The sequence below is a fragment of the Floridaenema flaviceps BLCC-F50 genome (assembly GCF_041929275.2).
In the GTDB taxonomy this organism is placed as follows: domain Bacteria; phylum Cyanobacteriota; class Cyanobacteriia; order Cyanobacteriales; family Aerosakkonemataceae; genus Floridanema; species Floridanema flaviceps.
Genome location: NZ_JBHFNR020000001.1, coordinates 1,943,271 through 1,957,944 on the forward strand (window position 1 = coordinate 1,943,271; position 14,674 = coordinate 1,957,944).

A 14,674-nucleotide genomic window follows, 5' to 3' on the forward strand; every position below is an offset into this window, starting at 1 on the left:
TTTAACCCCCTTGACATTTTGCTCTCAAAATGAGAGAGTGACAATATAGCTAAGAATTTAAATAATCTTGATGAACTTATGATTGTGCGAAAAAGTTTTCTTACCTATCTCAATCAAAATGCACCTAATTTCAATTCGCAATCTCCGTAATGATGCAGCTAAGTATCCTGATGTCAGGACGCAGATTGACAAATGGTACGAGATTGTAAAAAATGCAGAATGGCAAAATTTAGAAGATGTGCGTAAGGTTTATCGAGATGCTGAAGCAGTAGGAAACTTTACTGTATTTAACATTAAAGGCAACGATTACCGTCTGATTGTTGGGATTGATTATCAAACGCAGAAGGTTTATTACAAATATTTTTTAACCCATAGCGAATACGACAAAGATGGATGGAAAAATGACCCTTACTTTTGATCGAAGTGCTTATCAAGCCTTGCTAGCTGAAGTTGCTCCACAGGCAATTGAGACAGAAGCAGAATACGAACGTTTGTTGAAAGTTGTAGAACAGTTAATTTTTGCCAAAAATCGTACACCGGAGGAGCTAGCTTTACTCGATTTATTAGTAACGCTGATTGAAGTATACGAAACTAAAAACTATCCATTCGAGAAATCTACTCCATCTGAAATGCTGCAATATGTCATGGAAACGAGCGGCACTCGGCAAGCAGATTTAGTTGGAATAATTGGTTCGAGTGGGGTAGTATCTGAAGTTGTTAATGGCAAACGTTCGATTAGCAAGGCACAAGCTAAAGCTCTTGGCGAATATTTCAAAGTTTCGCCTAACTTATTTATTTAATTTTGCATAGCGATCGCTATTTTGTGTTAAGTATTTGCTCTCTATCAAAATGTGATTGACAAACTCGCAGATATAACTTAGCATCGAATTAAGTGCTAATTCGATGCTAAAAAATGATAAACCTTTCAAAAGATATACATTCTCTCACCGACTTTAAACGAAATACGACTGAATTTTTGCAGCGGATTAAGCAAACAAAACATCCTTTGGTTCTCACTGTAAATGGAAAAGCTGAGTTAGTTGTTCAAGATGCAGAATCTTATCAGCAACTTTTAGAAGCTGCTGAATTAGTAGAGACTTTAAAGGGAATTAAATTAGGCTTAGAACAAATGCAAGAAGGAAAAGGTAAAAAAGCCGAAGAGTTTTTTAATGAACTGTTTGATAAGTTAGACAGTTCACGATGAATCAAAAATACAAAGTTGAATAAACTATGTCAACATCAACTGTAATTGATATCGCTACACTAATAACTCGATCGCCTGACACCTGTGGCAACCGTCCTCGCATTGCTGGAACTAGAATAACGGTAGGCCGAATTGCTACTTTGTGGAAACAAGGAGTAACACCAGAAGAAATGGTAGATAATTGGCCTTATTTAAATCTAGCGCAGGTTTATGCAGCTTTGGCTTATTATCACGCTAACAAAGCAGAAATAGAAGCTATTTTGACAGCAGATGAAACCCAATACGATCGCTATTTAAGGGAATAGGGTTATGGTGCAAGTGTAATGGCACAAATTCGCGCTAATATCCAGAAGAAACTCCAAAAATTTGAAACATGATAAAATTTACTAATCGCAAATATTTTTTATAGTGTAAGTTAGAGGATAAAGATCGTTACACAGGAGCAACTACCCTGCCTACCGCAGCACAGACTTTAACTTGCTTTATTCTCTGCCAGAGGCTAACCAATTTTTATCGACCTATCTTCATGGTACGTCTAGATAGGCGCATAAATAAAATATACATTTTGGCTGGCGATGAAACAGAAATCGAGATCGATAGTAATGGGAATTGGGAGTACCTATGACACAACCAAACTTTGAACAAATGAGTCGGAAAGAACTTCGTACCTATATACTTGAACATCGAGATGACGAAGAAAGCCTTTCATGCTTACATGGATAGGCTAGCTAATGCGCCAGTTTTAGCCAGTGGAACGCTTGAGGATTTACAAGATCCGAATCTGTTTGGTGAAATCCTGGAAAGAGTTGAAAAAATTAAGAGGGAAAATAGAACAGCTGATGGTTAAGCGATCGCATTTTCACCACATCTAAAAAAAGCATATCGTCTTTCCATCCACACCCACCCGGAAATCAATTTCATGGGTAATAGCGAAAATCGGTTAAAACCGACTGCAACACCAAAAGTTTATCAATAATTCTTCAGTCCATGTTTTTAATTTTCTCCCTTGATCTTACGTCGAAAAACTTCTTCCATTTGTTGTTGACCTTTGCGAAACTCCCAAACGTTTCTCAACAAAAGTTTGTATCTCCGCAGACATCATTGAAAAACCTCCTATGCTGCTGTTACTTTTCGACTAGAAAAAACGATTCCCCCATCTTCCCGTTTTCTATTTCAAGCCTAGTTTTTTCCGAAACTCTTCATCGTATTCCGCTTGTTGCCAATTCTTAGCAGATTTAACTTGTTCGGCAGTTAGATTTTTTGCACCTCTGAAATTAGTACATCCGTACCGAATGTCAGAATCTAAACATTTGAGGTCTGCACCGCTGAGGTCTGCACTGCTGAGGTCTGCACTGCTGAGGTCTGCACTGCTGAGGTCTGCACGCTTTAGGTCTGCATTGCTGAGGTCTGCACGCTTTAGGTCTGCACTGCTGAGGTCTGCACGCTTTAGGTCTGCATTGCTGAGGTCTGCATCAGGACCAATCAAGTACATATTTTTACCAGACGGAGCGAAATCTTTAGGAAATTTAGTTTCCTTATCGTAAATAGAATTTGTGAGGTCGGCATCATTGAGCTTGGCATCACGGAGGTTGGCATCACGGAGGTTGGCACCACGGAGGTTGGCGGAGTAGAGGTTGGCACTGCCGAGGTCGGCACTGCTGAGGTTGGTATCACTAAGGTTAGCAATGCTGAGGTCGGCACCACCAAGGTTGGTACTGCTGAGTTCGGCACCGCCGAGGTCGGCACCGCTGAGGTTGGCACCACGGAGGTTGGCGGAGTAGAGGTAGGCACTACGGAGGTCGGCATCACGGAGGTAGGCACTGCTGAGGTCGGCACCACGGAGGTAGGCACTGCTGAGGTCGGCATCACGGAGGTAGGCACTGCTGAGGTCGGCACCACGGAGGTAGGCACCCTTGAGCTTGGTCTTATCTAGGTTGACACCGAGTTTTACCAGACCGTTCAAGTGCTTGAATTCTTCCCGGACTATCTTTCTGTTCTTGATGCTCCCTGAGAGTTGCTAAAAGTCCATATTTCTCAATCTCTCTCATGGTAAAGAATCCCAGGAAGAGCAGTAAAGCGGGGACAAAAATCCAACCAAGTCCAAAACCAACTCCAAAAAACTTAATGCGATTATTTCGTCTTTGTCTCAAACTTTTATCAATAAACTCTTTCGCCAAATCCGATAACCTAAGATTTCCACCTTCCTGCTTCTCAAACACCTTCGCCTCAGTCAAAACTTTCCCCCCAAGCAAATAATCTTTCACCCTCTCCTTATCTCGCCACCTCTTAGCCGCATCTTCAATTTCCCGTTTTTGAATCAACTTTTTCTGATTGTCAATAATCAACTGACGCAACAAACCCCATTCCCGAATCAAAGCTTCATGTACAACCTCAACCGTTTCTTCCCCAGTCGCCTCATTGCGTCCCGTCACCACCAAACGCTTATCAGCTAACTGCTTCACCAAATCCCAGTTATCATCTCCTACCTCAGCACGGGTAGCCTGCTGTCGGGTGTCGTCTGTACCTTCCCCCACACGCACCAACTGGATAAAGATTTGCTGTATCTGTTTCCCGTCAATCTTCTGAGTCAGTTCCTCATATACTGATTGTGCATAAACAGCCAGCGCCTTCTCCACACCTTTGATATCGTCGTAAGCATCGTGGGTGAGCCGATTGTTTTTCTGTTTTCCCCACAACTGCTCTAAAGCAAACTCCAGCAAAGGCAGATTTCCCGGTTCCCGCTTCACCGCATCCAGAATTCGCTCAGTCAGCCCCTCCTCCAGTTTTACGCCTATTTCCTCTGCTGGACACTCAATTGCTTCCCGCATCTCCTCCCGGTTCATTGCGCCCAGCAATTGCGGCTTATGCTGCTGTAACGCTGCTCCAAAAGTCGGGTAGTTCAGTAGGTAACTCAAAAAATCAGCCCTTAGCGTCAACACTACCGTCAAATCGTTCGGCGCAGACTGAATAGCTGCCAGCAACGCATCCACAAACGGCAGTTGCTCGGTATCATTGCGCGGGTTATAAAGTTCTTCAAACTGGTCAATTACTAACAGCAACCGTTTGCCGGGATAGCGTACCAAAATGCTTGTCACCACCTGCGGTAACGTCAACTCCCGTTTCAAGTCAGTTACCAGTTCCGCTGCTCTACCAGGTTGCTGAATTTCGTCTAATTCTGGTTTCAGCAATCGCACCAGCGCCGAAGCAAGTCCAAAAAAAGGTTGATTCTGAGGGCGAAAAGACTCAATCAGCAAATTTCCCTTTTGTCTCAACTTGGGAATCAGTCCCGCAAATACAACCGAAGATTTGCCGCTACCAGAAGCACCAATAACAGCGACTAACGGCTGTCGATATACAACTTCAACTAAACTATCGACAAACTTCTGCCGCCCAAAGAAAAACTTTTCATCCTGCTCCCGAAATGCCGACAAACCGCGATAGGGACAATCGTCGGCGCTAATTACTTTTTTTCAATAGCACCTTGAAACAGCCGTCTGATAGGCTCTTTAACTCTCTGCAAAGCTTTTACTGTATCTAACTGCACTTCGTAGGTGATAACCCCAGGCAGAAGATTCAATGCCAATTTTGCTTTCCCTTCTACAGGGGTTTTTGGTTCGTTGAGCTTGTCTCGAATCTGGCGCAACAACTCCAGCAACTCAGCCGGATAGTTGGCATTGGGATTATTCTCAATCAGTTCTACCTCCTGCACCACAACGTCAATGGCCTTCTGCGCCTCGACTTCTTCGACTGCACAAGTGCGTGCTTCTAGCGCCAGCACGTCCCAATACTCAGCCTCATGCTGGCGAAGTTCTGGTAAAACTTCTTCCCGAATTCTTTGCTCTATAGCGTTTTTGGCAAAAATTTCGTCCGTCATGGCAAGACGCTTCTCCACCTTGCCAAGAGTCTCGTATCGCAATTCTATGGCTTTTTCTAAATCAGCTAATCTGCGGCTTGGGGGCATTTAAGCATAACTCCTATGAAATTCAATTGTTTTATTACCCTATCGATCACTTTATCCAGTGGTTATATCCGTAAGTTTTCCGGTTTGTCAAGGTGCTGAATATTTGTAAACGGGGGCTTGCGTAGATATTAAGTATAATTTTCTTGCGAAAGATTGCAAAAACTGCGATCGCAATTTTCTTACTTAGACAAGTGCGAGCGTGCTATCATGGTCGCCCCCCAATCAAATTCATCGCCCAAATCTCATCTAAACTATATTCCTCCAGCCATTTTTCTAAATCTAAAGAGTCAGCCCAAGTCATCGTTGTTAACCCATCTTCAGCATCACAAACCAGCACTTCTTTAGGGTGCAAAAATCTGATTAGTCTATCTGAATGGGTTGCTACAATTAGTTGAGTTCTTTTGGCAGCTTCTCGCATTAAGTCGGCAAGTAATTTCAATAACTCTGGATGCAAACTTACTTCCGGCTCATCAATCAGAGTAACAGAAGTTAAATCTCGACTTTGTAGCAGAGTAACTAACCAAAGAAATCGCAAAGTTCCTTCAGAAAGTTGATCCATATAAAGAGGTTGAGAAAAATTTTTATCCTTCCAAGTCATTGCCAAAGTTCCTGCTGCTACTGGTGGAAAGCTCAACCTTTCAAAATCAGGAAAAGCCGCAGCAAGTGTATCTTCTACTATTTCAAATCTATCCGGGTCTGTTTCGCGCAAATAATAAAGGCAGGAAACTAAATCTTCTCCATTAACTCCGGGTAATTTTGCTGGACGCATTGCTTGAGGTAAACGCACAGGACTTCTGGGAGCAACATTCAATTCCCAGGCTCTATAAAAACTACATGAAGCTAATTTCTTTCGCAAAACTTCCGGTTCTTTGTACATTTTGGGAACCTGAGAAAGGGAAGTTTCTAAAGGATTATGTTCCCAATTAGGGCGCAATATTCTTTCATATTCTGGATCGTAATATCTAATATCTAAACCACGAGAATCGATATATTTAAAAGGTGCAGTTGTAGATGGATTTCGCTGTTGAGTTAAAGTTTCTACAGCGATTTCATAAAACTGACCTTTACTAGCAAGTTCGAGACAGTAATTCAAGGGGTTTTGGTTTTCTACAGGCATTGACAGAGATATTGTCATACTATCTGCCTTATCTCTTGTCAACATTTGATTAAGACCGCTAAATTCGGAAATTTTTGACTGTAATTGACCATTTGCAGAAGCTGCCAATAGTGAAAATATCTCTAAAAAAGAAGTTTTACCTACACCATTAGCACCAATTATTACTGTCAAAGGTCGCATCTCAATTTCAACTGAAAATAAGCGACGGAAACCTTCAATACTTATGCTTTCAAAGGAATTCATATTATTTATTTCCCATGTTTTTTCCGAGAAATTTATCCTAAAATTGCGATCGCAGATAGTAGCTTGATAGTAAGTGTTATTCTCAGGTCATAATTATAAGCTGATGCACTTTTAGTCTTCCGTTTTTTTATGATAACTCCAGAAGCAGTTCCCTCTCCCCTTCTCTCACCTCAAGGTGCAAAAGTGATTATTGGTGGTTTGGGAGATTCTATCATCCCGACTCCGATCGCACCTACTCCGAATACTTTATTCGGCCCCAGAGGTATTTGTTTAGTTGATAATGGTTCTTTTTGGGTGGCGGATACGGGACATCATCGTTTGTTAGGATGGCGATCGCATCCGCAATCAGATAATCAACCAGCAGATTGGATAATCGGACAACGTGACTTTTTTAGCGAAGGCAAAAATGCTAACGGTAATCCTACTGCTTCTACCTTAAGTGTTCCGACGGGAATTTGTATTTGTGGAGAAGGTTTAGCTGTTGCTGATGCTTGGAATCATCGCGTTTTGATTTGGAAAAAAATCCCAAAAGATAGTAATGTTCCTGCGGATATTGTGTTAGGACAAGCTGATTTTTCGCAAGGGGAACCAAATCGGGGATTTATGGATACGGCGTGCGATCGCTTGCATTGGTGTTATGGGGTTTTCTATCATCAAGATAAGTTATTTGTTGCTGATACCGGAAATCGTCGAGTTTTGATTTGGAATCAGTTACCAGAGTCAAACGGACAACCTGCGGATTTAGTTTTGGGACAACCTGATTTTACCTCTCGCAATGAGAATGGCGGCGGAACACCGACAGCGGCGAGTATGCGTTGGTGTCACAGTATTGCGATTTGGCAAGGTAATTTAGTAGTAGCGGATGCTGGGAATAATCGGATAATGTTGTGGGATGGCATTCCCAAGGAAAATAATACTCCCTGTGTGGCAGTGTTGGGACAGTCTAATTTTGAGCAAGTAGAACTCAACCAAGGAGTTTACCTTCCAAGTGCGGCAAGTTTAAATATGCCTTATGGGGTGACGGTAGCGAAAGATTGGTTATTAGTTGCTGATACTGCTAATTCTCGCTTATTAGGTTGGCAGTTTTCGGGAGATTTAAAATCGCTTCAAGGTAAACCTGCAAATGCTTTGATTGGACAATCTGATTTTCAAAGCAAAGGGGAAAATCGAGTTTATGGTTTACCGTTGCGAGATAGCTTTTGTTGGTGTTATGCAGTAGAGGTTTGTGGGGATACAGTTGCGATCGCTGATTCAGGTAACAATCGAGTTATGCTGTGGAAGTTAAATAATCCTTAATTGGTGTTTACTAAGAAAGGTTGAAATTTTGGTCAATCTGACTTGCGATCGCTTAAATATAAGTATGGTAAAAAAAACGATTGCAGTAAACAGTAAAGCTGAATGTACATCTGCGTTCATCCGCGTTCATCTGTGGTTAAAATCCAAAATTTAGTAACCTCTAGTTTTAGAGATTTTTTTGAACCGCGAAGACGCGGTAGCGCAGCGATTCGCGATAGCGAATTAGGACACGAAGGAAGAAGAAGAAAGAAAAGATTAAGATTCTAATTTTAACAAAATGATAACCAATATTAACTTAAAAATAGCTGAAGAAATTCGAGTACGTGGTACAGTCCAAGGAGTAGGATTTCGCCCGACAGTTTATCGCCTTGCTAAACTTTGTGATTTGCGAGGTGAAGTTTGTAATGATGGGGAAGGCGTACTGATTAAAGTTGTTGGAACTGCGGAAGCTGTAGAAACTTTTGTCGATCGACTTCAAGAAGAATGTCCGCCTTTAGCAAAAATTGAAGCGATCGCACGTTTACCCCTATCCTACCCACCAAACTATACAGATTTTACCATTACTCAAAGTATTAGTAATAAAGTCAAAACCAGCATTACTCCCGATGCTGCAACTTGTCCTCAATGTAAAGCAGAAATCTTCGATCCTTTTAGCCGTTGGTATCGCTATCCCTTCACTAATTGTACTCATTGCGGCCCTCGTTTAAGCATTGTTCGCGCTATTCCTTACGATCGCCGCAACACCAGCATGGCAAATTTTACCATGTGTTCGGAATGCGCGAAAGAATATGCAGATGTCACAAATCGCCGCTTTCACGCCCAACCTGTCGCCTGTCATTTTTGTGGCCCAAAAGCTTGGTTAGAACGAGCAGATGGTAAACCCATTGTATCAGATATGTTCTCCATGTTGGACGATGTGGACGCAGTTTGTACTCTATTACAACGAGGAGAAATTGTTGCGATTAAAGGTATTGGTGGAATTCATCTCGCTTGTGATGCCACCAATGAAACCGCAGTGCAAAAACTTAGAGAACGCAAGCATCGCTATCACAAACCCTTTGCTTTGATGGCAAAGAATTTAGAAATTATCGAGAAGTATTGCGTTATTAATGAGTTGGAAAGGGAACTGTTAGAAAGTGCTGCTGCTCCCATTGTACTATTACAATTAAAAGAACACAACACAGAAATTTTAAAACCTATTGCTGCTTCGGTTGCGCCTAATATTAAATCTCTCGGTTTCATGTTGCCTTACACACCGTTGCATCATCTGATATTGCGGCGAATGGAACGTCCGATCGTACTCACCAGCGGCAACCTTTCCGATGAACCACAATGTATTAGTAATGAAGTAGCAAAGGAGAAGTTGAGTAAAATCGCTGATTATTTTTTGCTGCACGATCGAGATATTGTCAATCGGGTTGATGATTCGGTAGTCAAAGTAGTAGGAAATCGCCCCCAAATCTTACGTCGTGCGCGTGGGTACGCACCCGCACCAATCCGCTTGCCATCAGGATTTGAACAAGCTCCTCCTATTTTAGCAATGGGGAGCGAATTGAAGAATACTTTTTGTTTGTTGCGAGAGGGAGAGGCGATTTTATCGCAGCATTTGGGAGACTTAGAAAATGTGGCGGCGCTGACAGCTTATCGGGAAACATTGGAATTGTATTTGCATTTGTTTGAACATAAACCAGAAGCGATCGCACTAGACCTCCATCCCGAATATCTCTCGACCAAAATAGGTAAAGAATTAGGAATTAATCCCGTCTATTCTATTCAACATCATCACGCTCATGTTGCAGCTTGCATGGCAGAAAATGGGGTAACTTTAGAGACTAAACCGATTTTGGGAATTGCCTTAGATGGTTTAGGTTATGGTGAAGATGGCACGCTTTGGGGGGGTGAGTTTCTCTTAGCAGACTATCGCAGCTATGAAAGATTGGCAAGCTTCAAACCAATTGCTATGTTAGGAGGAGAACAAGCAATTTACCAACCTTGGCGGAATACTTACGCTCACCTGATGGCAGGATTTGATTGGGAGGAATTGGACGTAAAATATAGAGAGTTAGAAATTGTGGAATTTTTAGACAAACAACCGCGATCGCTCTTAAATCAAATGTTAGCAAAAGGAATCAATTCTCCTTTAGCTTCTTCCGCAGGACGCTTGTTTGATGCGGTAGCTGCTGCTTTGGGAATTTGTTGCGATCGTGCGAGTTATGAAGGACAAGGCGCAATCGAATTAGAAGCTTTAGTTACTGATATTGATGGGGAAATAGGATATCCTTTTGAAATCATCTCTGCGCCGATTTCCTATTTAGAACCTCGGACAATGTGGCAAGCATTATTAACAGATTTACAACAAGGAGTTTCCCAAAGTGCGATCGCAACTCGATTTCATTTGGGATTGGCAAAAGCGATCGCATCTATGGTAAATCATTTGCGGGAAACTCACGCTTTTACTCAAGTTGCTTTAACAGGAGGTGTCTTTCAAAATCAGGTGTTATTAGAACAGGTTAGTAAACATCTAAAAGTGATGGGTTTAACAGTTTTAACTCATAGTTTAGTACCTGCAAATGATGGCGGATTGTCTTTGGGACAAGTTGCGATCGCAGCAGCGCGATCGATATCATAATTGATTGTAAATTGCTTGAGAAACTGGAAAATATGAAAACTTTTACTGCAATTATTGAACGAGATCCAGATACAAAACTCTATGTAGGTTACGTCCCTGGATTTCCCGGAGCACATTCCCAAGGTGAAACTTTAGATGAACTACAAGAGAATCTCCGTGAAGTAATTGAGATGCTTTTAGAAGACGAGAATCCTGCCTTTCAAATGGAATAATAGCAATTAAATTTCAACTTACAAAAGGTAACATAAAATGTGTTTAGGAATCCCCGGTCAAATAGTCGAAATAACAGACGTAAAAAATAAACTTGCAACCGTCGATATTAGTGGCGTAAAACGCCAAGTTAACATCGCTTGTATCGTTGATGATACCCATCCCGTTGAATCTTGTTTAGGAGATTGGGTATTAGTCCACGTCGGTTTTGCCATGCAACGAATAGACCCCAATGAAGCAGCAGAAACCCTAAAATTACTGGAGGAACTAGCAGAAATTCAAGAATCACTAACGGTTAGTAATTAACTTTTCCCAAATGACAAATGACCAATGACTAATGACAAACTACTATGAAATACATAAACGAATTTCGCGATCCACAAAAAGCCCAAAAATTAATCGAACAAATTCGACAAATAAGCAGCCAAATTTCCAGCGAAAAACCGATTAAAATCATGGAAGTTTGCGGCGGACATACCCATGCAATCTTTAAATATGGACTAGAAGATTTGTTACCAGAAACGATCGAACTAGTTCACGGCCCCGGTTGTCCAGTGTGTATAATGCCAAAAGGTAGACTCGATGATGCGATCGCCTTAGCACAACAATCTAACATTATTTTCACAACTTTTGGCGATGCAATGCGAGTTCCCGGATCTAAATATAGCTTGCTGCAAGCTAAAGCGAATGGTGCAGATATTCGCATGGTTTATTCGCCTTTAGATGCGCTACAAATCGCCAAACAAAGTCCCGAAAAAGAAGTGGTGTTTTTTGCGATCGGATTTGAAACAACCGCGCCTAGCACTGCTTTAACTGTACTTCAGGCGGAGTGCGATCGCATAGAAAATTTTAGTTTATTTTGCAATCACGTATTAGTTGTACCAGCATTAGAAGCATTGTTAGCTAATCCCGATTTGCAATTAAATGGATTTGTAGGTCCCGGTCATGTTAGCACAGTAATTGGTACAGAACCTTATCAAGTTATTGCCGAAAGATATCACAAACCTGTCGTAGTTTCTGGGTTTGAACCAATAGATATTTTGCAATCAATTTGGATGGTTGTTAAACAATTGGCAGAAAAACGTTGTGAAGTAGAAAATCAATATAGTCGCTTAGTGCAATCTCACGGTAACGCCGTTGCTTTGGATGCGATGCAACGAGTGTTTGCGGTGAGAGAGGCGTTTGAGTGGCGCGGATTGGGTGATATTCCGCTGTCTGGGTTGAAAATGCGTCCAGAATATGCGCGTTTTGATGCGGAGGCGAAATTTACTTTCCCCGGTAGACAAGTCGCAGATCACAAAGCTTGTCAGTGTGGCGAGATTCTTAAAGGTGTGCTGAAACCTTGGCAGTGTAAGGTTTTTGGCACTGCTTGTGTTCCTGAACATCCCCTTGGTGCTTGCATGGTTTCTTCGGAAGGGGCTTGTGCTGCTTACTATAAATATGGACGTTTGTCAATAGGTAAGCGGGAAGAGGTGAAAGTTAATTAGGGCTTGCTGAAAAAAGGTAGAAAGTTAAGATATGCAAGGGTTTTACCGTTTTTTTTGCCCACAATAAGTGCAAGGTTATCACAATCTTTTAGCGCAAAAACCTTGCCTTTTTCAGGCAAATTGTAGGGACACGGCATCAATAATATTTACAACTCCTGCGTTATCTTTTGAATGCCGTGTCCCTACCCTCACCAACAGACTTTTTCAGCAAGCCCTAATTAGATTTGGTTTTTTAACCACAGATGTATATGAATATTTCTCATCTAAAAATGCCTCAACGTAAGAAAAAATTTCAGGAACGCACTATTACCTTAGCTCATGGTAGCGGTGGTAGTGCGATGCGCGATTTGATTGATGATGTTTTTGTAGGTAGTTTTGATAATCCCACTCTTTCTTTATTGGAAGATCAGGCGCGAATCGATTTAAATAGTTTAATGTTGTTGGGCGATCGCCTAGCATTCACCACAGATTCTTACGTCGTTACTCCTTTGTTTTTCCCTGGCGGTGATATCGGAACTTTAGCAGTTAATGGTACTGTTAACGACTTATCTGTTAGCGGTGCAAAACCACTTTTTCTCAGTTGTAGCGTGATTCTCGAAGAAGGTTTAGAAATTGACATTCTGCGCCGAGTTGTTGACAGTATGAAAGCAGCTTCTTTAGCAACGGGTGTACAAATTGTCACAGGAGATACTAAAGTTGTTCCTCGCGGTTCTGCTGATAAATTATTTATCAATACTACTGGTATTGGTGTAATTAAAACGGGCGTTTCTCCCTCTGCTAGAGAGATTCAACCAGGGGATATTGTATTAGTTAATGGTTCTCTGGGCGATCACGGTGCTGCTATTTTGGTAGCGAGAGGTGAGTTATCTTTAGATACTGATATTAAAAGCGATTGTCAACCTTTAAATGGGTTAGTTGATGCGATCGTTTCCGTTTGCCCAAATGTTCGGGCAATGCGCGATGCTACTCGTGGCGGATTAGCAACAGTATTAAATGAATTTGCCCAAAGTGCAAATGTAGGAATTCGTTTACATGAATCAGCTATTCCTGTTAAAAAAGAGGTAGCTGGAATGTGCGAATTGTTGGGTTTCGATCCGCTATATTTGGCAAATGAAGGTAAGTTAGTAGTGGTAGTTCCGCCTGATTCAGCAGATGAAGTTTTGGCGACAATGCGATCGCACTCCACAGGCAAAGATTCGCAAATCGTTGGCGAAGTTATTGCCACTCCTGCGGGAGTTGTATTGTTAAAAACTGAGTTTGGAACAGAAAGAATTGTTGATATGTTAGTAGGCGAACAACTGCCAAGGATTTGTTAAATGCACGAGTTAGGAATTACTAGGAATATTGTAGCGATCGCCACTGAACACGCCAACGGTTCTAGGGTAAAACGAGTATCTCTAGAAATCGGCAAACTATCAGCAATATTACCTGATTCGATCCGCTTTTGTTTCGATGTTTGTTCTCAAGAAACATTGCTAGAAGGGGCAAAATTAGAAATAATTGAAATCCCTGGTTTAGCCCGTTGTCGTCAATGCCAAACCGAGGTTTCTTTAGAAATGCCATTCGGTATTTGTCACGCTTGCGGTAGTAGCGATTTAGAAATTTTTCAAGGCGAAGAACTTAAAATTAAGGAATTAGAGGTAGAAGAATTATGTGTGTAACTTGCGGTTGTTCTGATGATGCCAATGTAACTGTTACCAATCCCCAAACAGGAGAACACACTCATGTTTTAGCTGACGGTACAGTTATTTCCCATTCCCATAACCACGAACATTCTCACGAACATCATCATAACCATTCTGTTGCCAGCGAAACTGCTCAATTGCACGCGAAAATGCACGGGACAACAGTTACTTTAGAACAAAATATTTTAGCCAAAAACGATTTATTAGCTGCCCAAAATCGCGGTTGGTTTAAAGGTCGAAATATCTTAGCACTTAACTTAGTTAGTTCTCCAGGATCGGGAAAAACAACCTTGTTAGCGAGAACGATTCAAGACTTAAAAGACAAAGTAGTGATAAATGTAATTGAAGGCGATCAAGCAACTACAAATGATGCCGATCGCATTAAAGCCACAGGTTGCAATGTCATCCAAATTAACACGGGTGCAGGTTGTCACCTAGATGCCCAAATGGTAGAACGAGGATTGCAAGAACTCAACCCTCCACTTAACTCAATTGTGATGATTGAAAATGTCGGAAATTTAGTTTGTCCGGCATTATTTGACTTAGGAGAAAGTGCCAAAGTAGCAATTTTATCAGTGACAGAAGGAGAAGATAAACCAATTAAATATCCCTATATGTTTCGTGCTAGTCAGGTAATGATCATCAACAAAATTGATTTATTACCTTATGTGCAGTTTAATGTCGATCGCTGCATAGAATACGCCCATCAAGTCAACCCTCACCTCAAAATATTTCAAGTATCTGCCACCACCGGAACAGGTTTAGAAACTTGGTATCAATGGTTAGGTATTTAACACCTCTATCCGTAGGGTGCGTTAGTGTTAACGTAACGCACCTTCTTT

The 14,674-nt window shown here is 41.5% G+C and carries 19 protein-coding genes; 15 read left to right on the plus strand and 4 right to left on the minus strand.

Annotated elements, in window-relative coordinates; genetic code table 11:
* The first annotated feature begins 118 nt into the window (after positions 1–118).
* The 7 genes from ACE1CI_RS09310 to ACE1CI_RS09340 all read left to right on the plus strand — a co-directional run bounded on the left by ACE1CI_RS09310 (position 119) and on the right by ACE1CI_RS09340 (position 2,051).
* Positions 119–418, plus strand: a complete 300-nt coding sequence (locus ACE1CI_RS09310) for a type II toxin-antitoxin system HigB family toxin (protein ID WP_249067607.1) — start codon at positions 119–121, stop codon at positions 416–418.
* The gene (locus ACE1CI_RS09315) at positions 402–800 is read left to right on the plus strand and encodes a helix-turn-helix domain-containing protein (protein ID WP_413266194.1); all 399 of its coding nucleotides are present in this window, start codon (positions 402–404) and stop codon (positions 798–800) included. The genes ACE1CI_RS09310 and ACE1CI_RS09315 overlap by 17 nt, the downstream gene beginning before the upstream one ends.
* Positions 801–913: 113 nt before the next feature.
* The gene (locus ACE1CI_RS09320) at positions 914–1,204 is read left to right on the plus strand and encodes a type II toxin-antitoxin system Phd/YefM family antitoxin (protein ID WP_413266195.1); all 291 of its coding nucleotides are present in this window, start codon (positions 914–916) and stop codon (positions 1,202–1,204) included.
* A gap of 26 nt (positions 1,205–1,230) precedes the next feature.
* On the plus strand, positions 1,231–1,509 hold the full coding sequence (locus ACE1CI_RS09325) for a DUF433 domain-containing protein (protein ID WP_413266196.1): 279 nt from the start codon (positions 1,231–1,233) through the stop codon (positions 1,507–1,509).
* Positions 1,510–1,655: 146 nt separating this feature from the next.
* On the plus strand, positions 1,656–1,829 hold the full coding sequence (locus tag ACE1CI_RS09330; protein ID WP_413266213.1) for a DUF6888 family protein: 174 nt from the start codon (positions 1,656–1,658) through the stop codon (positions 1,827–1,829).
* 20 nt (positions 1,830–1,849) lie between these two features.
* Complete coding sequence (locus ACE1CI_RS09335; protein ID WP_496615604.1) at positions 1,850–1,927, plus strand: DUF6887 family protein; 78 nt, start codon at positions 1,850–1,852, stop codon at positions 1,925–1,927.
* Complete coding sequence (locus ACE1CI_RS09340; protein WP_496615356.1) at positions 1,893–2,051, plus strand: hypothetical protein; 159 nt, start codon at positions 1,893–1,895, stop codon at positions 2,049–2,051. The genes ACE1CI_RS09335 and ACE1CI_RS09340 overlap by 35 nt, the downstream gene beginning before the upstream one ends.
* Before the next feature lie 321 nt (positions 2,052–2,372).
* Here the strand turns inward: ACE1CI_RS09340 and ACE1CI_RS09345 are convergent, their stop codons facing one another.
* The 4 genes from ACE1CI_RS09345 to ACE1CI_RS09360 all read right to left on the minus strand — a co-directional run bounded on the left by ACE1CI_RS09345 (position 2,373) and on the right by ACE1CI_RS09360 (position 6,525).
* Positions 2,373–3,167 carry a pentapeptide repeat-containing protein gene (locus ACE1CI_RS09345; RefSeq protein WP_496615357.1) on the minus strand — a complete coding sequence of 265 codons (795 nt, stop codon included), beginning with the start codon at positions 3,165–3,167 and terminating at the stop codon, positions 2,373–2,375.
* Positions 3,130–4,635 carry an nSTAND1 domain-containing NTPase gene (locus tag ACE1CI_RS09350; protein ID WP_496615358.1) on the minus strand — a complete coding sequence of 502 codons (1,506 nt, stop codon included), beginning with the start codon at positions 4,633–4,635 and terminating at the stop codon, positions 3,130–3,132. The genes ACE1CI_RS09345 and ACE1CI_RS09350 overlap by 38 nt, the downstream gene beginning before the upstream one ends.
* 29 nt (positions 4,636–4,664) lie before the next feature.
* Complete coding sequence (locus ACE1CI_RS09355) at positions 4,665–5,165, minus strand: hypothetical protein (RefSeq protein ID WP_413266199.1); 501 nt, start codon at positions 5,163–5,165, stop codon at positions 4,665–4,667.
* Positions 5,166–5,370: 205 nt separating this feature from the next.
* Positions 5,371–6,525, minus strand: a complete 1,155-nt coding sequence (locus tag ACE1CI_RS09360; RefSeq protein WP_413266200.1) for an AAA family ATPase — start codon at positions 6,523–6,525, stop codon at positions 5,371–5,373.
* A 129-nt stretch (positions 6,526–6,654) separates the two neighbouring features.
* Between ACE1CI_RS09360 and ACE1CI_RS09365 the strand changes: the two genes are divergently transcribed.
* The 8 genes from ACE1CI_RS09365 (at position 6,655) to hypB (ending at position 14,626) form a co-directional block, all read left to right on the plus strand.
* Complete coding sequence (locus ACE1CI_RS09365; protein ID WP_413266201.1) at positions 6,655–7,821, plus strand: NHL repeat-containing protein; 1,167 nt, start codon at positions 6,655–6,657, stop codon at positions 7,819–7,821.
* Between the two features lie 277 nt (positions 7,822–8,098).
* The gene (gene hypF / locus ACE1CI_RS09370; protein WP_413266202.1) at positions 8,099–10,450 is read left to right on the plus strand and encodes a carbamoyltransferase HypF; all 2,352 of its coding nucleotides are present in this window, start codon (positions 8,099–8,101) and stop codon (positions 10,448–10,450) included.
* A gap of 32 nt (positions 10,451–10,482) precedes the next feature.
* Positions 10,483–10,662 (plus strand): type II toxin-antitoxin system HicB family antitoxin, encoded by a 180-nt coding sequence (locus tag ACE1CI_RS09375; RefSeq protein ID WP_413266203.1) that lies wholly within the window; start codon positions 10,483–10,485, stop codon positions 10,660–10,662.
* A gap of 37 nt (positions 10,663–10,699) precedes the next feature.
* Positions 10,700–10,966, plus strand: a complete 267-nt coding sequence (locus ACE1CI_RS09380; protein WP_413266204.1) for a HypC/HybG/HupF family hydrogenase formation chaperone — start codon at positions 10,700–10,702, stop codon at positions 10,964–10,966.
* A 44-nt stretch (positions 10,967–11,010) separates the two neighbouring features.
* Positions 11,011–12,147, plus strand: a complete 1,137-nt coding sequence (gene hypD, locus ACE1CI_RS09385; RefSeq protein WP_413266205.1) for a hydrogenase formation protein HypD — start codon at positions 11,011–11,013, stop codon at positions 12,145–12,147.
* Between the two features lie 248 nt (positions 12,148–12,395).
* Complete coding sequence (gene hypE / locus ACE1CI_RS09390; RefSeq protein ID WP_413266206.1) at positions 12,396–13,463, plus strand: hydrogenase expression/formation protein HypE; 1,068 nt, start codon at positions 12,396–12,398, stop codon at positions 13,461–13,463.
* Complete coding sequence (hypA, locus tag ACE1CI_RS09395; protein ID WP_413266207.1) at positions 13,464–13,808, plus strand: hydrogenase maturation nickel metallochaperone HypA; 345 nt, start codon at positions 13,464–13,466, stop codon at positions 13,806–13,808. It begins immediately after the preceding gene.
* The gene (gene hypB, locus ACE1CI_RS09400) at positions 13,799–14,626 is read left to right on the plus strand and encodes a hydrogenase nickel incorporation protein HypB (protein ID WP_413266208.1); all 828 of its coding nucleotides are present in this window, start codon (positions 13,799–13,801) and stop codon (positions 14,624–14,626) included. The genes hypA and hypB overlap by 10 nt, the downstream gene beginning before the upstream one ends.
* Positions 14,627–14,674: the final 48 nt, after the last annotated feature.